Genomic DNA, 18914 nt, shown 5'->3' with positions numbered 1-18914 from the left:
AGGCCGCCGTGCGCAACCGACTCTTCCTTTACGCGCTGCCGGCCCTGGTGTTGGCGGCCGCCCCGGCCCTGGCCATCAACCGGGTGGCCACCACCGCCGCCCCCTTTCTCGGCATCGGGCTGGGCGGCCGGGCCCAGGGCATGGGCGGGGCGGGCACGGCCTCCGTCGCCGACGCCTCCTGCCTTTACTGGAATCCGGCCGGCGCCGCCCGCCTGGAGCGGTCCGAGGCCATGTTCGTCAAGACGGACTGGCTGGTGGAGACGGACCTGAGCTACCTGGCGGTGGTCACGCCCCTGGGCGAATCCATGGCCCTGGGCCTGTCCGTCACCTACCTGGACTACGGCGACGAGGAGGTGACCACCCTGCTCCAGCAGGACGGCACGGGCGAGTTTTACGAGGCGAGCGACCTGGCCATGGGCCTGACCCTGGCCATGCGCATCACCGACCGCTTCTCCTTCGGCGCCACGGCCAAGGTGATCCAGCAGAAGATCTGGCACATGAACGCCAGCAGCGTCGCCTTCGACGTGGGCACCATCTACCGGACGGGCTTCCGGGACATGCTGCTGGGCATGACCATCCAGCACGCCGGGCTGGACATGGAGATGTCCGGCACCGACCTGCTCCTGGGCCACGACATGAACAACACCCAGAACGGGGACAACCCGGCCGTGCCCGTCAACTTGGATGTCTACGATTGGCCCCTGCCCATCACCTTCCGCATCGGGGCCGAGCTGCCCCTCGTCGAGCGTCCCGACCACGCCCTCCTGCTGGCGGCCGACGCCGTGCACGGGGTGGACCGGGCGAGCGAATCCATCTCCCTGGGCACCGAATATTCCTTCCGCCGCACCTTCCACCTGCGCGGCGGCTGGCGGGACCTCTTCCTCAAGGATGCGGAAGGAGGGCTTGCCCTGGGAGCCGGCATCACTTATCCTTTGGGCGGGGGAAGCCACCTCCAGGTGGACGCCGCCTGGGAGGACTACGGCCGGCTGGATTCCGTGGTGCGGTACAGCCTGGCCTTCACCTGGTAAACAATCAACCTTTAAGTCGAGGAGAGGACCATGAGAATCATCAGCGGCCTCCTGGGCCTGATGCTGGTCGCCGGAACCGCCCTGGCGGTGAACCCGGTCACCTTCCAGGTCCGCATGGGCATCCAGCAGCAGCTGGGCAACTTCAACCCGGACACGGACCAGGTGGTGGTGCGGGGTGATTTCAACGACTGGAGCGGGACCAATCCCACCCTCACCAACACGGGGGACATGCTCTTCGCCGGCAGCTTCGACGTGAACGACGTCTTCATCGGCCAGCCGGTGGGGTTCAAGTACGTCATCGTGCGGCCCGGAGGGGACGTTTGGGAATCGGGGGACAACCGCACCTTCACCCTGGAGGCGGGCGGCCAGACCCTGGACCCCGTCTGGTTCAACAACCAGGACAGCATGGGCGAGCTGGTCAACGTGGAGGTGCTCTTCCGCGTCAACATGCAGGTGATGACGGCCAACGGCACCTTCAACCCGGCCACGGACTGGATCGTGCTGCGCGGCGGCCATGATAACCTGGGCAACTGGGGCGGCGCCGTCATCATGAACGAGGAGGGCGGCAATCCCGGCCACTACTTCCTCAACATCCAGTTCGACAATGTGGAGGCGCCCGGCAACCTGGAGTACAAGTTCGTCATCCTGGAGGACCAGAACGAGCTGACGCCGCGCTGGGAGGGCGTCGCCAACCGCCTCGTGCCCATCACCACGGGCCTTCCGGACAACGACATGGACGGCTACGGGGACATCGTGCTGGACGAGGCCTGGTTCGACAACGTCACCTGGAACGACATCATCAGCCAGGACGTGACCGTGCACTTCGCCGTCAATCTGTGGCCCGTGCGCGTCTGGTTCGAGGAGCACCCCGGCGAGAGCAACCAGGGGCTGAACTCCTACGCGGAAGTCACTTTCACGGCGGTGTGCGGACCCTGGAACAGCTGGCCCTGGGATCTGGTGCCCCCCGCCTACCAGTTGGTCCCCACCACGGGCGACTGGTTCGAGGGGGACATTCTCTTCAACCAGTACAGCTCGGCGCGGATCACCTACAAGTACGGGGCCAACGGCCATGACAACGAGGCCGGCTTCCAGGCGGACTGGGTGCACACCATCAGCGACGCCGAGCCCACCTACACCATCATCAACACCTTCGGCGCCCTGGGCGACTACTGGACCTCCCTCGACGTGGAGCGGCAGCTGCGGCCGGCCGCCCTGGAGCTGCGCGAAGCCTGGCCCAACCCCTTCAACCCGACGACCACCCTCTCCTTCGTGAACCGGCAGGCCGGCACGCTGCGGCTGAGCGTGGTGAACCTGGCCGGCCAGGAGGTGGCGCTCCTGACCGAGGGCCTGCACGCCGCCGGCGAGCATGCCGTCAGCTTCGACGCCTCCCATCTGGCCAGCGGCCTCTATCTGGCCGTGCTGGAGGGGGCGGGCGAGGTGGCCACGCAGAAACTGCTTTTGGTGAAATAGCACGCGACCCGGACCATCCGGTCGAGTGCGGGAATACCGGAGGGGGCGGCCCGGGGCCGCTCCCTCCGTGTCATGTCCAGCGGGCGGGGAGGCCTTGAAGAAGCTCTGTGAGTGGTCCCGCAAGGATCTGGAGGAGCACAGGGAGGAGCTGATGGCCCTGGTGGCCCGGCCCACCCACGTCTGCCGGGACTGTGGGCGCGCCGCGGCGGACAAGGACGCCCTCTGCAAGCCCGTCAAGCTCAGGGCACCCAAGCCAGCCTGAGGCCATCCACCCGTCTGGAAAGCCCCACCTCTGTTGCGAAGTCCAGACGAAGCCTTCCTTTCACGGTCCTCTACCTCACATCTCAAAGCTGAATAATCCGGCATAAGAGTTGCAGAGCATGGGTGCAGGACCCGCCTGGGTCCTGCCCTTCGTCCCGCAGCCCCCGCTGTCGCCGGGAGACGCCCATGCGCCTGCTCCTGCCGCTTGTCCTGCTCCTGGTCCGCCTGCTGCCGGCCACGGTGCTGCGCGTGCCCCAGGTCTACCCGACAATCCAGGCCGCCTTGGCCGTCAATCTGGTGGGCGACACGGTCGAAGTGGCGGCCGGGACCTATCCCATCGCGCAAACCCTTATGCTGGACCAGGGCGTCACCCTGCGCGCGGCCCAACCCGGCCACGTGCGGCTGATCCAGGCTGGTTCGGCCCAGGTGCTGAACAACAGTGGAATGCCCGCCTACCTGGAGAACCTGGAGCTGCGCAACCTGGTCGCCAGCACCGGGAATGCCATGCTCGAACTGCGCGCCTGCCGCCTGGTGGGAAGCAACAGTGGCACGAACGGCAATGGCATCGCCGCCGTGGACTGCGTCTTCGACAGCATCTCAACCATTCACGGGAATGGTTCGGCGTTCTTCGCCTCATGTCATATCCGGGATTGTTACACCCTTGTGAACCAGGATCATCCCGACCTCCTGTTCTCCCGCTGCGTCATGCAAAGGCTCCAGCGCTTTGGCAGCCGCGGTTGGATTCCCTATGACATGGGCACCATCACCCTGAACCAATGCACCCTGGTGGATTGTGGCCACCCGAGCACGACCCTGGTCGGCACCAGTCTGAACCGGCTCGCGCTGGACCGCTGCATCGTGTCCGGCCTGCGCGGCCCCCTGCTGGGGACCGGCAACATGGTTCCGGACCAGGTGGAGGTGACGTGCAGCGACATGTGGGGCGGCCAAGCCGGCGATTGGACGGGGGTGTTGGCTCCCTTCTTGGGCCAGTACGGCAACATCTCGGCCAATCCCCTCTTCTGCGATCCCGAATTGGACTTCCACCTGCAGTGGGACACGCCCTGCCTGCTCGATGCCCCCAGCGGGGATCACATGGGCGTGCTGCCCATCGGCTGCTCGCCCGGCATCCATGAGATTCAATCCTGGATCTTGTCCGCGGCGCTGCCGGCGCGCGTGCGCTTCGTCGCCGAGGTCTACGGCGAGTTTGAGGATCTGGTCTGGGATGTGGACGGCGATGGGCAGATCGACGGCAGCGGAACGGTTCTGGAGTGGAACTTCGAGCGGCCCGGGATTTATCGCGGGCATCTGACGGGCAGGTGGGGCGAGGACATGCTGGAAGGCTGGGGACCTCCGGTCGCCGTGGGAGGCGTGATCAGGCAGGTCCTTGTCCCTGAGGAATTGTCCGGGGCGCTGGCGATATCCCAACCGGGAGACTTGGTCCAGCTGGGGCCGGGTCGCTTTCCGTCAGCGGGGTTGGTATTGCCGCCGGGGGTCAGTCTGGCGGGGATGCCGGGAGAGACGAGCTTGGTCGGGACGGGTCAGGGTCCGATCCTGCAGGTCGCGCCGACGGTTTCGTTCCGCGCATTGTTCGACTTGATCTTCGAAGGTGGTAGAGCCGACCGGAGCGGCGCCTTGGCCTTCCTGCCAACCTTCGGCGGCGCATCGAGCGGCCTGCATATCCGCCGCTGCCACTTCCGCGACAACGTGGCGGACCGGGAGGGTGGGGCCATCGCCGCCCCCTGGCCGCCCATCTTGCTGGACTTGAAGGACTGCGACTTCTCGGACAACCGCGCCACGCGGGGTGGCGCCTTGCACGGGGCGGGATTTGTTCTGGAGAACTGCGGCTTCTCCGGCAACCAGGCGACGGAGACGGGTGGGGCCATCCATGTCCTGGACAGCCTCTGGGCCACGGCCTGCGCCTTCACGGACAACCGGGCCGTCCGCGGCGGCGCCCTCGCCCTGGACGGCCCGGCCACCCTGCGCGCCTGCCGCTTCCTGGGCAACCAGGCGGTGGCGCTGGGCGGCGCCGTCTGGAACGACCCCTGGTACAGCACGGTGGGCGCCCGGTACGAAGGTTGCCTCTTCGCCCGCAACCAGGCCGGCACGGACGGCGCCGCCCTCTTCGACGGCACCGGGCCGCGGCTGCGCTCCTGCACCCTGGCGGAGGACTCCACCAGTGCCCTGGGCGCCATTGTCTCGCTGCCCGCCTGGGCGGGCGGCGAGCGGGGCGCGGTTGAGCGCTGCATCGTGGCCGGGGCGCCGGGCGGCCGGGCCCTGGCCTGCCCGGACGAGCGTCTGCGCATCACCTGCACGGACCTCTGGGGCAATGCCCACGGCGACTGGGCCGGCCTTGCCCCCTGGCAGGGACAGGACGGCAACCTGGCGGCGGACCCCCTCTTCTGCGCGCCCCGCCATGGGGACTTCACCCTGGGCGTGGATTCCCCCTGCCGGCCCGAGCAGACCCTCTGCGGTTTGATGGGCGCCCTGGCCGGCTGGTGCGGCGAGAGCCCCGTGCGGGAGCCGCTGGCGCGTCCCGCGGCGCTGGGCCTGTCCGCGGCGCCCAATCCCTTCAACGGGGCCAGCCTCATCCACTACACCCTGCCACGGCCGGCTCCGGTCCGGTTGTCCCTCTTCAACCTGCTCGGCCAACAGGTGGCCCTGCTGGTGGACGAGACGCGGCCGGCGGGGGTCCACACCCTGCGCCTGGAGCCCCGCGGCTGGGCGAGCGGCCTCTACCTGTTGTGCCTGGAGCAGGATGGCGCCGTCGCCGTCCTCAAGCTGGTGCTGGTCCAGTGAGGTGTCCCATGAAGCGTGCTTTCCTTTGCCTGATCATCGTCCTGGGCTTGGTCCTGCCCGCCCGGCTGGCCGCCCTCACGCGGCGCGTGCCCCAGGAGGTCCCCACCATCCTCCAGGCCCTGACGGAGTCGGGCATGGGGGACAGCGTGCTGGTGGCGCCGGGGCTTTATTGGGAGAGCGGGCTGGTCCTTTCCGGCAACGTGGTGCTGGCGTCCCAGGAGGAGGCGGGGAGCGTGGTGCTGGCGGGCGACGGCCAGCAGCGCCTGCTCTCCATCACCCAGGCCTATGCCGCCGCCACGGTGCGGGGCCTGCACTTCCGCCATGGCCGGGCGGCCCGGGGCGGGGCCGTGCAGGTCGTCAGCGGCACGCTCCTCATCGAGGACTGCGTGTTCACGCACAACCAGGCCGACGAGGCGGGCGGGGCGCTGGCGGTGGCGGCGGGCGCCAACCCGCTGGTGCGGACCTGCACCTTCGCCCACAACCGCGCCCCCCTGGGTTCGGCCCTGGCGGCGGCGCCGGACTGCCAGATCCAGGTGGAGGCCTGCCTCTTCACGCGCAACGAGGACGCCCCGCCGCTGGAGCTGTCCAGCCCGGCCCGCCTGCCCCTGGTGCGGCACAGCCTGCTGGAGGGGAACCCGGCGGGGGACTGGACGGGCTTCGTGGCCATCTACGAGGGGATCCTGGGCAACCTGTCGGAGCCGCCGCGGCTGTGCGACAGCGCGGGGGGAGACGGCCGCCTGGCGGCGGATTCCCCCTGTCTGCCCGGGAACCACCCGGAGGGGCGCCGGGTGGGGGCGCTCGGCCAGGGCTGCGCCCTGGGCGAGCCGGCGGCCCGCTTCCGGACGGATGCGGCGGGCGGGGCGGCGCCCCTGGCGGTCCAGTTCATGGACGAGAGCCTGGGGGATCCCGAGGCCTGGGCCTGGGACTTCGAAGATGACGGGATCTGGGACTCGCAGGAGCAGCATCCGGCGCATGTCTACCTGCGGGCGGGGGACTGGCGGCCGCGGCTGCGCGTGACGCGCGGCGGCCTCAGCCATGAGACGGTGGCGGCGCAGCCCCTGCGCGTCCGCTTCGGCGTGTCCCTGGCGGCGGCCCTCCTGGCCGGTTTCGCTCCGCATGCCGTCCAGTTCGAGGCCCAGGCCCTGGGCCAGCCCACGCTCTACACCTGGCAGTTCGGGGACGGGGACAGCCTGGTGACCACCGCGCCCCAAGCGGAGCATCTCTACCTGACGCAGGGCCAGTACCAGCCCACGGTGCGGGCGGAGGACGGGCACAACCAGGCCGTGGCCGGCCTGGATTCGCCCATCACGGTCTGGGCCGACACCCTGCGCCTCACGCTGGCCCAGCCCTGGCTCTCGGCGGTCTGGCACTTGGTGGGGCCGGGCACGGTGGTCCTCTTCCAGCCGGGCTTGTACCAGGGGGGCACCTATTATGCCAGCGGCCAAGTGCTGCCCGATGGCGTGCAGCTCATCGGCCTGCGCAATGCCGTGGGCGCCCGCCCCGCCGTGACGCTCTCAAGTCCGACCTCCTACCTGTTCAACCACCCGGCTGGTTCGCGGGAAATCCTGCTGCGCGACCTGGTTTTCCAGGGGCACAACGGCGGCAACGGACCGGAGTTGAGGAACTGCTCCCTGCGCGTGGAACGCTGCGAGTTCCGTGGCCCGACCGAATCCCGCCTGGGGCTGCGCACCTTGGGTTCCCCCCGCGTGGAGCTGGTGGATTGCGATTTCATCCGCTGCTGGCAAAGCCTGGACGCCGATGGGGAGGTGCTGGTGAGGAACTGCCGGTTCTCCCTCAGCCTGGGCGACGCCTTGCTCCTGACGGAGGGAAGCTCCGCTAACGTGGAGGATTGCCGCTTCACGGACTGCAACCGGGGTGTCTGGAGCCGGGGCCCCAATCTGATCCTGCGTCGCTGCCGCTGGCAGGGCGGCGGCCAGGCCATCCTGGCCGAGGTGGACAGCCTGGTGCTGGAGAGCCTGCACATCACCTCCGCCCAGCCCCTCAGCCAAGCCGTGCTGGACTTGGATGCCCTCCATCCCGTCCACCTGCAGGACGTGGTGGTGGCGGGCTGCGCCCAATCCACCGCGGCCCTGCGCTTCCGCTCGCCCTGGTCCATGCGGGAATGCGTGGTGGCGGGCAACAGCTTCATGCCCGCCGTAATGGCCGCCCATCCGCCCGCCGAGGTGGCCTGCACCATCATCCACGGCAACGGCCTGGGTGACTGGACGGGACAGCTCCTGCCCTGGCAGGGGCAAGCGGGCAACCTGGCCCTGGATCCCCTCATCTGCAGCCTCAGCCACGACACCCTGCGCGTGGCGGCCCCCTCGCCCTGCCTGCCCGCGGCCAATCCCTGCCAGGCCACCATCGGCGACATGGCGCTGGGCTGCCTCAGCACGGACCTGCAGGCCGCCTTCAGCGCCACCCCGCGCGACGGACTGACGCCGCTGACGGTCCAGTTCACCGACCAGTCCCCAGGCGAGGTGGGCGGCCGGTTATGGGACTTCAACGGCGATGGCGTGTGGGACAGCTCGGCGCCCAATCCCATCCATGTCTACACCGAGGAGGGGAGCTGGACCGTCACCCTCACCGTCTTCAACTGGGATTTCCGGGACACCCTGACCCGGGTGGACTACATCCAGAGCCGCCTGCCCCGCCTGCGCCGCGTGCCCGAGGACCACGCCACCCTGGCCCAGGCCCTGGCCGCCGCCTTGCCGGGGGACACGGTGGATGTGGCCTGCGGCATCTGGCCGGTGGCCGGCCTGGAGCTGCCCGACGGCATCCTCCTGCGCGGCCGGACAGGGGACCCCGCCTGCGTGGTGCTGGACGCCCAGGGCGCCGGGCGCTGCCTGCGCGGCTCGGCCTTGCGCCGGGGCGTGCGCCTGGAGGGCCTGACCCTGACCGGCGGCAGCGCGCTGGGAGCGGGCACCGACGGGCTGGGCGGGGCCTTCTTCTTCGACCAGCAGTCCAACGCCGTCTTCACCCGCTGCGTGCTGCGCGGCAACCAGGCCCATTACGGCGGCGCCGGCGCCGGCAGCGTGGACAGCCTGCTCCTCTTCCGCCACTGCGTCTTCCATGCCAACAGCGCAGACATCGGCGCGGCCGCCCTCTTTTTCACGGGCGCCCCGCCCCGGCTGGAACACTGCCTGGTGACGGAGCAGGCCGGACCCTATCTCCTCACCCCGGCGCCCCAGATCACCTGCTCCTCGCTCTTCGGGAACGAGCCCGGCAACTGGATCTCCGGCTGGGCCGACCAGCTGGGCCAGAACGGCAATCGGGAGGCCGATCCGCTCTACTGCGACGCCGCGGGCGGCGACCTGCGCCTCCTGGCGGCCAGCCCCTGCCTGCCCCCCGCCAGCGCCTGCGGGGCCATGGGCGCCTGGAGCGATCCCTGCGACCGCTCCCACCTGCCCGCCTTGCAGGCCGGCGACTTCCGCCTGGAGGAGGCCTGGCCCAATCCCTTCAATCCGGCCACCGTCCTTGCCTTCGTCCTGACCCGGCCCCAGACGGTGCGCCTGGCCATCTTCGATCTGGCCGGCCGCGAGGTGGCGGTGCCGGCCAGCGGTCCCCACGCCGCCGGACGGCATGCGGTCCGCTTCGACGGCTCCCGCTGCGCCAGCGGCCTCTACCTGGCGGTGCTGGAGGCGGAGGAGGGCCAGGCCGCCTGCAAGCTCTTGCTGGTGAAATAGGCTTGGCTTCCATGCCGGCCATGATGTGGCATGCCACCCCAACCAGGAGTCTCGCCATGAAGCGCCTCATCCCGTCCGCGCTGTTTCTGGGGCTGGCCTGGGCCGGCGCCCTCTCCGCCGCCACCCTGCGCGTGCCCTCGCAGGTGCCCACCCTGTCCTCGGCGCTGAATCAGGCCCAGGACGGCGACAGCGTGGTGGTGGCTCCCGGCGTCTACTCCGTCTCCGGCCTGACCCTCCTGCGCGACATCACTTTGATGGGCGAAGAGCCGGAGGCCCTGAACACCGTGCTGAACGGCGGCGGGCAGCGCATCCTCACCCTCAGCGGCCGCGGACCGGGCACGCTGGTCCAGGGCCTGGTGCTGCGGAACGGTGTGGGCACCAGCGCGGGCGGCGGCCTGTTGTTGAACAATTGCGTGGGGGTCCGTGTGCAGGGCTGCCGCTTCGAGCAGTGTGGATCAACCTTCTCAGGCGGAGGCCTCTATGCGGGTGCGTCCACCCGGGCCGTGCTGAGGGATTGCGTCTTCAGCGGCGCCTCATCCACCAACAGCACGGGCAGCGCCATCCGCAACGACGGGGAGCTGATCCTGCTGGGGTGTCGGGTGACAGACCACCACCACGGCTCCAGCGCTGTGTACACGACGGGCGGAGCCATCCTGACGGCCCTGGACTGCCAGTTCGATGGGAACAGCATCCCCCTGGTCGCCATCGCCGGCAGCGGGGTCCACCTCTTCGAGCAGTGCCGCTTCATGGGCAACACCACCGCCTCCACCCTGCTCAACCTGGGCAACGGCATGCGGCGTCTGGTGGACTGCGAGCTGGCCGACAACCAGGTCCAAGCCCTGATCAGCGGCCGCCTGCGCCTGGAGGGCGGCCGTCTGCTGCGCAACCAAGCCACCGGGAGCCTGGTGTATGGAGACACCCTGCGCCTGGGCGGAGTCCTGCTGGCGGGCAATCGCAGCCTGAGTCCCACCACCAGCGGCCTCATCGCCGCCACCCGGCGCCTGGAGCTGGAGGCAAGCACCATCTGCTTCAACGAGAGCGCTCGCTCGCTGCTGGCCGCGCAGTCCTACCTGAGCTTGGCCCGCAGCCTGTTGCTGGGGAACCGCACGGGTGAGGTGGCCCGCGGCATCTGGGGGACGCCTCCGGTCCTGGCCGTGTCTTGCACCGGCCTCTATGGCAACCTTGGCTTGAAGACCGATCTCGACCTGGATTGGAGCGGCTTGCTGGAACCATTTGAGAGCGTGGCGGGCAACTGGCGGGGGGATCCGCGCCTGCGCGATCCCATGCTGGAGGATTTCCGGCCGGCCCTGGGCTCGCCGGCCCGGCCCGAGCACAATGCCTGCGGCGTCCTGGCCGGAGCCCTCCCTCCCGTGGACGAGGCCCCCGCCCCCCTGGCCTGGTTCAGCGCGGACCCGACCTATGGCGTGGCGCCCTTGTCGGTGCGGCTGCGGGCCTGGGCGGGCGGGGACGCCGATGCCTGGGCCTGGGACCTGGACGACGACGGCGTGCCGGAGGCCTGGGGCCAGGAGGTGGAGACGGTCTTTACCGACTTCGGGGCTTGGCCCGTGACCCTCAGTGCCACGGGTCCCCAGGGCACGCGCCAGCTGCGCCGGGCGGAGGCGCTGCGCGTGGGCGGCCGCCTGCTGCGCGTGCCCGAGGATCACGCCACCCCCGCCGCGGCCCTGGCCGCCGCCCTGCCCGGCGATGTGGTGGAGCTGGCCGACGGAGATTATTGGCTGCCGGCGAGCCTGGACATGCCCGGCGGCGTCACCCTGCGCGCCGCCCACCCGCGGGGGGCCCGCCTGCGCTCCATCAACAACTACATGCCACTGGTCCAATCCTCTTACCAGGCCTTGCCCTCGCGGGTGGAAGGGCTGGAGTTGCGGCGGGAGACCCAGACATACAGCCCCATGGTGAGGTGTGGGGAGGGCCGACTGGAGCTGGCCGGCTGCCGCCTGGCGCGGGGCGCTGCCCTGGGTGGCAGCACCCTCATCCTGGAGGACTGCGACCTGGACAGCCTCTCCTATGTGGAAACGGATGACTGCAGCACCATCCGCCTGACCCGCTGCCGCCTGCAGGACTGCGAGCGGGTGGCAACGAACAGCTGCGCCGAGGAGGAACTGCTGTTGGAGGCCTGTCTTCTGGTGCGATGCGGGAACCTGGCCACCGGCTCCGGAGGCAGCAACCGGGGCATTCTCCGGGCGCACAACTGCACCCTGGTGGATTGCGGGCCGGCGCCACCCTCCACCAACGTCCTGGTCCGCCGTGTGCAGCGATTGGAGCTGGACCGCTGCATCGTGGCGGCCTCGCGCGTCCCTCTGCTTGGCGCCAACCCGCCCACCGAGCTGGCCGTCGCCCGCACCACCATCCACGCCGGCGTCCTGGGCGACTGGGTCGGGCCGCTGGCCCCCTTGCTGGAACAGGACGGCAACCTGGACGCCGACCCGCACTTTTGCGACTACGGCGCCGGCGACTTCCACCTGGCCGCCACCTCGCCCTGCTGGCTGGACAGCCTGGGCCAGGACCACATGGGCGCCCTGGGCCTGGGCTGCGACGTGGGCCGGCCCAGCATCCTGGCGCTGGAGGCCGTCACGGTGGCCGGTCCCTTTCCTCTTGTGCGCACCCTGAACGCGCGGACCCTGGGCGGCGTGGCCACTTGGCGCTGGGACGCCGACGGGGACGGTCTGGTGGATGGGCAGGAGCCGACCCTGACCCACAGCTACCAGACCCCCGGCATCTTCCGGGCGGGTCTCCAGGTCGCCAACGCCGCGGGCTGGGCGGAGGCCTGGCTGCCGCCGGTGGAAGTGGCGGCCCAGGTCATCCGCGTGCCCGCCGACCAGCCCACCCTGGGCGCGGCCTTCGACCAGGCCACCAGCGGAACCCTGGTGCTGGCCTTGCCCGACCACTACCTGGAACATGGCCTGAACCTGCCGGCCGGCGTCTCGCTCATGGGGGAGGGAGGCATCGCCGTCATCGACGCCCAAGGGCAGGGGCGCGTGCTGACACTGGCCGCCGGCGCGCAGCCCGCGCTGCTGCAGGATTTGGAGTTGCGCCAAGGATCGTCCACATCGGGCGGAGGCCTGCTCATCACGCCCGTGGACAACAACGCCGCGGTGGTCACGATCCGCCGCTGCCGCTTCCAGGACAACACGGCCGAGCAGACGGGCGGAGCCGTGGCCCGCGGCGGCACGACGCCCCTCGTACTGCTGGACAGTTGTTTCTTCGCCGGCAATGAGGCGGGCGAGGGCGGCGCCCTGGGCGGCGTGGGCCTGCGTGCCCGGAGCAGCTCCTTTGTCGGGAACCGGGCGGGGACGGGCGGCGCCTGGTGGAACCTGGACGGCCAGCCGGTGGAGCTGTGCGTCTTCCAGGACAACGAGGCCGCCCTGGGCGGCGCCCTGGCCTTGAGTGGCTTCGCCTTGGTGCGGGACTGCCTCTTCCGGGGCAACCGGGCGTCGGGGGCGGGCGGGGCCGTTTGGAACGCGCCCTGGGCCGCCAGCGAAGGGAGCCGCTATGAGGGGTGTCTCTTCCACGGCAACCGCGCCGGCGAGGACGGGGCGGCCATCCTGGACCGCAGCAGTCCCCGGATTTCCTTCTGCACGATGGCGGTGGATTCCACGGCGGACACGGGCGGCGTGCTCTCGCTGGAAGCGGCCATCGGCGCCCCCGCCGCCATCCTGGAGCACTCCATCGTGGCCGGGGCCCGGGGCGGTCGCGCCGTGTCCAATGCCGACGACCGCTTCACCGTGGCCTGCAGTGACCTGTGGGGCAACGCCCACGGCAACTGGGATCCGCCCTTCGCCGGGCAATGGGGGCAGGCCGGCAATCTGGAGGCGGATCCGCTCTTCTGCGCGCCTGACGAGGGCGACTTCACCCTGCGTGCGGCATCTCCCTGCCGTCCCGGGCAGAGTGCCTGCGGCTGGATGGGCGCCTTGACGGGCCTCTGCGACGAGAGCCCGCTGCCCGCGCCGGCGCTGCGTCCGGTGGCGCTGGGTCTGGCGGCGGCGCCCAATCCCTTCAACGGGGCCAGCCTCATCCACTACACCCTGCCGCGGCCGGCTCCGGTCCGCTTGTCCCTCTTCAACCTGCTCGGCCAGCGAGTGGCCCTGCTGGTGGACGAGACGCGGCCGGCGGGGGTCCACACCCTGCGCCTGGAGCCCCGCGGCTGGGCGAGCGGCCTTTACCTGCTGCGGCTGGAGCAGGGCGGCCAGGCCGCCACTCTCAAGGTGATGTTGATCGAATGAAGCGCTTCTTGCGATTGAACCTGGAACAGGAAGAGGCGGCCGCGAGGCCGCCTCTTCCTTGAACTGTCATGCCCCAGACCGGGGAACCCTCATTTGACCAGCAGCAGCTTCTGCGTCGTCGTCTGGCCCTGGACCTCCAGGCGGGCGAAGTAGAGGCCGCCGGACAGGCCCGCCGCGTCGAACCCGACCCGGTGCCCGCCCCGCTCCCTCAGGCCGCTGGCCAGCAGCGCCACCTCGCGGCCGGCCACGTCGAAGACGGCCAGGCGCAGCTCGGTGGTCTCCGTCAGGGTGAAGGCCAGGGTGGTGGCGGGATTGAAGGGATTGGGCCAGGCGGGAGCCAGGGAGAAGGCAGCGGCGGCCTCCCGCGCCTCCACCACCTGATCCACCCAACCGTAGTCGGCGTGGGCATAGTCCAGGCCCCGGGCATCCACCGGCGGCAGGAAGCTGCACGGTCCGCCCGTGTACCACAGCTCATTGGCCGGATGCAGGGGATTCCAGTAGCCACCAGGCAGCACGGTCACGCCATCCACCTCCAGTTGGAAGTCCAGTCCGCCGTCGCCCGACCCTCCATGGCACACGTTGAAGACTTCGATGGCCAGGCGGTTGCGGCCGTGCCGGAGGTAGGGGCTGAGGTCCACCGCGTAGTTCCAGAAGCCGACCGCCTGGGCCGCCCACTGGGCATCCAGGGCCAGTTGGCCGTTCACCCAGAGGAGAAGACCGTCGTCCACGCCAATGAAGAGGGTGCCCACGACCGGGTGGTCCAGCTCCACGTCCTTCCAGACCCAGGCCTTGTCCCCGGCGCCGTTGAGCAGGACATCCCCCGCGTCCGTGAACCAGCCATAGTTGCGGCCCACCGGGGTGTGGGCGGGACGGATGTCGCCGGGGAAGTCCCACGTCGCCCCGGCGGATGTGATGAGGCAGGCCATAAGACAGAGCCCGGCACCTGCACGGCACAAGAGGTTCATGATGGTCTCCAAGAAGGGTGTGTGATTTTGCCGAGGCCGGAACCCGCAAGGAGAGTGCCAAGGGAAAGTGGTTGTCCGACAATGGGGATTGGACCATCTCCGCCCATTCCTGGACAGACCGCCCGCCCGGATTTGAACACCGCGGACATGGCCGGGTGCGGCCGGCCGATGAAGACCGCCAAGCGGCCAAGTCCGAAAGATTGCTAGGGCAGGGGGATGACGCGCCCTTCCCAGGGTCCCAGCGACACCATGCGCGGCCCCAGGCCCAGGGGCAGGACCAGCTCCTGCCGGCGGGGCTCGCCACTCTTGTTCAGGGCCACCAGGCTGCGGCTGGGGCGGCCCCGGGCGTCCTCGGCGCTGCGCAGGTAGACGAGCAGGTCCTGGTCGGCATGCAGGACGTGGAGGTCGCCGCGCCGCAGCTCGGGGCGCTCCCGGCGCAGGTGGACCAGCTTCGCCGTGCGCTCCCACTGGCGGCGCTCCCGCTCATCCAGCTCGTCGCCAAAGCGCATCATGCGCCGGTTGTCGGGATCCTCGGCCCCGGTCATGGCGATCTCGTCCCCATAGTAGAGGAAGGGGACGCCGGGCAGGGTGAGCAGCCAGGTCAAGTAGAGCCGCACCTTGTCATAGGTCTCGGGATGGTCGATGCGGGGCGGGTTGGTCCAGCCCAGCTCCTGCAGGTTGGCGCCGGAGAGGGGCAGGTCGCCATCGGCGTAGCCCGCGTAGCGGGCCTTGTCGTGGCTGTCCATCAGGTTGCCCATCAGGCTGTTGGGGCCGTAGCTGCTCAGGTTCCGCTCCAGGATGCGGGCCAGTTCGGCGAAGGATCGCGCGGGATCGAGGAAGATCTCCCTCGCCGGATGGAAGAGGTTGAAGTTGAACTGGGCGTCCAGGACGTCGGGGCCGACGTAGGAGAGGATCAGCTCGTCGGAGCCGAAGGTCTCGCCGATCTGGAAGAGCGGGTGGGCCAGGCTGCTGTCCGCCTTGAGGCGCGTCGTCAGCTCCTGCCAGAACTCGCGCGGGACATGCTTGACGGCGTCGTGGCGGAAGCCGTCCAGGCCGTAGCGCTTGACCCAGTCCAGGGCGGCCTCGCACATGGCCGCCACCGCCTCCGGGCTGGCCGAGTAGTCGATGTCCGGCATGTAGGGCTCGAACCAGGTGGTGAGCCGGTGCTCGTCCCAGATGCGCAGGTTGCGCCGCCCGTCGGGCAGCTCGAGGGTGCCGAACCAGTCGGGATGCTCGCGCACCCAGGGATGCTCCTCGTGCACGTGGTTGGCCACCAGGTCGAGCAGGATGCGCAGGCCGCGCCGGCGGGCCTCCGCCGTCACGTCGCGGAAGAGCTCCTCCGTCCCGAAGCGCGGCTCGATGGCGGTGGGATGGACCGGCCAGTAGCCGTGGTAGCCCGTGTACCAGCGGTGGGGCTCCGGATACTCCCGCCAGGCTTTGTCCGTGCTTTGGTTGAGGGGGAAGATCCAGAGCGTGGTGATGCCCAGGCGCTCGAAGTAGCCCTCCCGCAGCGTGGCGAGGAGGCCGGCCAGATCCCCCCCCTGCCAGTTGGCGGGAGGCAGCAGCTCGGGGTGGGAGACCGGCCGGTCGTTGGCGGGATCGCCGTTGCGGAAGCGGTCCGGCATGAGGGAGTAGACGACGGCGTCCTGCCAGATGTCCTCCTGCTCGAAGAAGACCGTCTGCAGGAGCGAGCGGCTGGTGCCGCGCGAGACTCCCAGGCGCAGGCGGTCCGGCCCGGAGCGGGCTTTGTCCGCGATGCGCACCACCAGGGTGTCCCCGCGCCGGCTGACGGAGTCGGCCGGCACCGCCCGGTTGCCGTGGAGGGCGGCCCAGCTGAAATCCGGATCCGCCCCTTCCACCAGGAAGCGCAGCTCGCGGCCCTGGCGGATCGCCTCCCAGCCCAGCCGATGCAGGCGGGGGGGCGGCCCCTGGGCATCCTCCACCAGCCGGCGGCTGTTCCAGCTGCCGAAGCCGTTGGGCACACTGTCGGGGTTGGCCGGGTCGCGCCGGTAGAGGTCGCCCACCTTGATGAGGTAGATCAGCTCGCCGGGCGGCACGGCAAGGGTCGTCCGGTAGCGGCCCGGCGCCGTCTCGGTCAGGGGATGGCTCCCCGCGTTCCAGTCGTTGAAGTTGCCGGCCACGGACACGGCCAGTCCCGGCTTCCCTTGGTAGCCCACCTCGACGGGTTGGCCGTCCCGCGTGCGGACCAGCAGGTCGCCCCCCGTCGTCTCCACCACGCGCCAGGGCAGGGCCTGGCGGGCGGTGATCTCCAGGACTCCGGGCTGGGCGGAGAGGGCCAGGCCGGGCGGCGGAGCCGCCACCATCCAGGGGAGCCTCGTGCCGACGGCCAGCTCGGGGCCGGCGTGACGCACCGTATCGCCCGGATTGAGCGTCAGGATGGGGGTGGCGTCGTCCTTGGCCGGGGCGGGTCCCGCGACCAACTGGGCCAGCAACACGATCCAGGCTGGATGAAAGCGCAAGCGCGCGGCAGGGGACATGGCGATCTCCCGGGGAACATGGTGGTGCGCACGAAGAGTCGCGCCCAACGTAGCAAGCGCCAGCTCCTTCCCCCAAAACAAGGCCGGGCGGTGGACCCCTTAGGATCGGGTGTCCCGCGCCTCCGCCCCACGGGCGGCTGCACCCCACCACTACGCTGCCTTGGAGTGCGGGAGCTTGCTCCCGCTTGCCAGAGCGGCGGCAAGCCGCCGCACTCCAAAACCCTACCTTGCCCCTGCCGCGCGGTGGACCCCTTAAGAACGGGTGTCCCGCGCCTCCGCCCCACGGGCGGCTGCACCCAACCACTCGGAGAGATCCATGCCACTTTTGATCGACGGAGGCCGCCTGAGCATCGAGGATCTGGAGCGCGTCGCCCGCGGCGGCGAGCCGGTGGAGCTGAGCCCGGCTGCCCGCGAGCGCATCATCGCCTGCCGTGCCATGCTGGAGAGGAAGATCGTCGCCCGCGAGATCATGTACGGGGTCAACACGGGCATCGGCGAGTTCTCCGAGGTGGTGCTTTCCGACGACCAAGTGCGCGATTTCCAGCGCTACCTCATCTACAACCACAGCGCCGGCATCGGCACGCCCGTGCCCGTGGAGCAGGTGCGCGGCGCCATGCTGGCCCGCGTCAACGTCCACGCCCACGGCAACAGCGGCTGCCGGCCGGAGATCACCGACACCCTCATCCAGATGCTCAACCGGGGCGTCACCCCCGTCGTCTGCAACAAGGGCAGCGTGGGCGCTTGCGGCGACCTCGCCCCCATGAGCCAGATCGCGCTGCTGCTGATGGGGGAGGGCGAGGCCTTCTACCAGGACGAGCGCCTGCCCGGCGCCCGGGCGCTGGAGAAGGCGGGCATTCCCGTCCCCGGCCTGCAGGCGAGGGACGGCCTGGCGGCGATCAACGGCAGCAACCTGCTCACCGCCATGAGCGCCCTCACCCTGGTCGATTTCGACCGCCTCCTGCGCCAAGCCGAGATCGCCGCGGCCATGAGCCTGGAGGCCCTCCTCGCCAACCTCAAGCCCTACGACACGCGCCTGCACGAGCTGCGCGGCTTTCCCGGCGCCGTGCGCAGCGCCCGCGCCATCCGCGCCTGCCTGGCGGGCAGCGATCTCATCACGGGCAGAGTCAAGACCAAGGTGCAGGACGCCTACAGCATGCGCTCCACGCCCCAGGTCATCGGCGCCGCTCACGACGCCCTGCGCTGGGCGCGCCAGCAGGTGGAGATCGAGCTGGCCGGCGTGGGCGACAACCCCATCTTCCTCCCCGCCGAGAACCTCACCCTGACCGGCGCCAATTTCCAGGGCAGCCCCGTCAGCCTGCCCATGGACAGCGCCGGCACGGCGGTGACGATGGTGAGCGTGCTCAGCGAGCGCCGCCTCAACCGCCTGCTCAACCCGGCCCTCAGCGTGGGCCTGCCCGCCTTTCTCACCAAGGGGGCCGGCATGTTCAGTGGCATGATGCTGAGCCAGTACACGGCGGACATGCTCATCGTCGAGCAGCGCATCCTCAGCCAGCCGGCCAGCACCATGTCCATCCCCGCCGCCGCCGACCAGGAGGACTTCGTCAGCATGGGCATGAACACGGCCCTGAAGAACCTGCAGATCCTCGAGAACGCGCGCGCCGTGGTGGGCATCGAGTTGATGGCCGCCGCCCAGGCGCTGGACTTCCGCGAGCACCAGCCCGGCGCCGGCGTGGACAAGGCGCGGGAGGTCATCCGCCGCCATGTGACGCACCTGGACATCGACCGCCCCCTCCACGTGGACCACAACGCCATGGCCGCGCTGGTGGCCTCCGGCGAACTGCTGCGCGAGGTGGAAGAGAAGGTGGGTTCCCTGGCGGGTTGAGGCGCGGCCATCGGCCGGCGCAACTGGATCCCAGACACCCGCGGCTTTTACCGGGTGGGGGCCCCCGAGCTTGTCCAATCCGCCGGCAGCCAAGGCGGAAATCGCGCGCCGCCGCCGTCCTGCCCT

9 protein-coding genes are annotated in these 18914 nt (G+C 70.2%); 7 read left to right on the top strand and 2 right to left on the bottom strand.

The window, feature by feature from the left end; all coding sequences use genetic code 11:
• The first annotated feature begins 8 nt into the window (after window positions 1-8).
• The 6 genes from Q8O14_13870 to Q8O14_13845 all read left to right on the top strand — a co-directional run bounded on the left by Q8O14_13870 (window position 9) and on the right by Q8O14_13845 (window position 13482).
• Entirely contained in the window at window positions 9-1028 is a 1020-nt protein-coding gene (locus tag Q8O14_13870) for a PorV/PorQ family protein (protein MDP2361814.1), read from the top strand.
• A 30-nt stretch (window positions 1029-1058) separates the two neighbouring features.
• Window positions 1059-2498 carry a T9SS type A sorting domain-containing protein gene (locus Q8O14_13865; protein ID MDP2361813.1) on the top strand — a complete coding sequence of 480 codons (1440 nt, stop codon included), beginning with the start codon at window positions 1059-1061 and terminating at the stop codon, window positions 2496-2498.
• A 94-nt stretch (window positions 2499-2592) separates the two neighbouring features.
• The gene (locus Q8O14_13860; protein MDP2361812.1) at window positions 2593-2760 is read left to right on the top strand and encodes a hypothetical protein; all 168 of its coding nucleotides are present in this window, start codon (window positions 2593-2595) and stop codon (window positions 2758-2760) included.
• A gap of 185 nt (window positions 2761-2945) precedes the next feature.
• Window positions 2946-5555, top strand: coding sequence for a T9SS type A sorting domain-containing protein (locus Q8O14_13855; GenBank protein ID MDP2361811.1), 2610 nt, complete (start codon window positions 2946-2948; stop codon window positions 5553-5555).
• 8 nt (window positions 5556-5563) lie between these two features.
• On the top strand, window positions 5564-9241 hold the full coding sequence (locus tag Q8O14_13850; GenBank protein ID MDP2361810.1) for a PKD domain-containing protein: 3678 nt from the start codon (window positions 5564-5566) through the stop codon (window positions 9239-9241).
• Between the two features lie 56 nt (window positions 9242-9297).
• Window positions 9298-13482, top strand: coding sequence for a right-handed parallel beta-helix repeat-containing protein (locus Q8O14_13845; GenBank protein MDP2361809.1), 4185 nt, complete (start codon window positions 9298-9300; stop codon window positions 13480-13482).
• A gap of 89 nt (window positions 13483-13571) precedes the next feature.
• Here the strand turns inward: Q8O14_13845 and Q8O14_13840 are convergent, their stop codons facing one another.
• A complete protein-coding gene (locus tag Q8O14_13840) occupies window positions 13572-14447 on the bottom strand; it encodes a T9SS type A sorting domain-containing protein (GenBank protein ID MDP2361808.1) in 876 nt (291 codons plus the stop codon).
• 203 nt (window positions 14448-14650) lie between these two features.
• Window positions 14651-16945, bottom strand: coding sequence for an alpha-amylase family glycosyl hydrolase (locus Q8O14_13835; GenBank protein MDP2361807.1), 2295 nt, complete (start codon window positions 16943-16945; stop codon window positions 14651-14653).
• Between the two features lie 316 nt (window positions 16946-17261).
• Here Q8O14_13835 and Q8O14_13830 point away from each other — a divergent pair, with 316 nt between their 5' ends.
• Entirely contained in the window at window positions 17262-18788 is a 1527-nt protein-coding gene (locus tag Q8O14_13830; protein MDP2361806.1) for an aromatic amino acid ammonia-lyase, read from the top strand.
• Window positions 18789-18914 lie beyond the last annotated feature (126 nt).

It is taken from the genome of bacterium (assembly GCA_030685015.1).
GTDB lineage: Bacteria > CAIWAD01 > CAIWAD01 > CAIWAD01 > CAIWAD01 > CAIWAD01.
This window is presented reverse-complemented; position numbering and strand designations above follow the sequence as displayed.

Bases quoted from the DNA above. Each gene is read 5' to 3' on its own strand.
- Q8O14_13855 (MDP2361811.1), top strand. From the start codon at position 2,946: ATGCGCCTGCTCCTGCCGCTTGTCCTGCTCCTGGTCCGCCTGCTGCCG.
- Q8O14_13840 (MDP2361808.1), bottom strand. From the start codon at position 14,447: ATGAACCTCTTGTGCCGTGCAGGTGCCGGGCTCTGTCTTATGGCCTGC.
- Q8O14_13845 (MDP2361809.1), top strand. From the start codon at position 9,298: ATGAAGCGCCTCATCCCGTCCGCGCTGTTTCTGGGGCTGGCCTGGGCC.
- Q8O14_13850 (MDP2361810.1), top strand. From the start codon at position 5,564: ATGAAGCGTGCTTTCCTTTGCCTGATCATCGTCCTGGGCTTGGTCCTG.
- Q8O14_13835 (MDP2361807.1), bottom strand. From the start codon at position 16,945: ATGTCCCCTGCCGCGCGCTTGCGCTTTCATCCAGCCTGGATCGTGTTG.
- Q8O14_13830 (MDP2361806.1), top strand. From the start codon at position 17,262: ATGCCACTTTTGATCGACGGAGGCCGCCTGAGCATCGAGGATCTGGAG.
- Q8O14_13865 (MDP2361813.1), top strand. From the start codon at position 1,059: ATGAGAATCATCAGCGGCCTCCTGGGCCTGATGCTGGTCGCCGGAACC.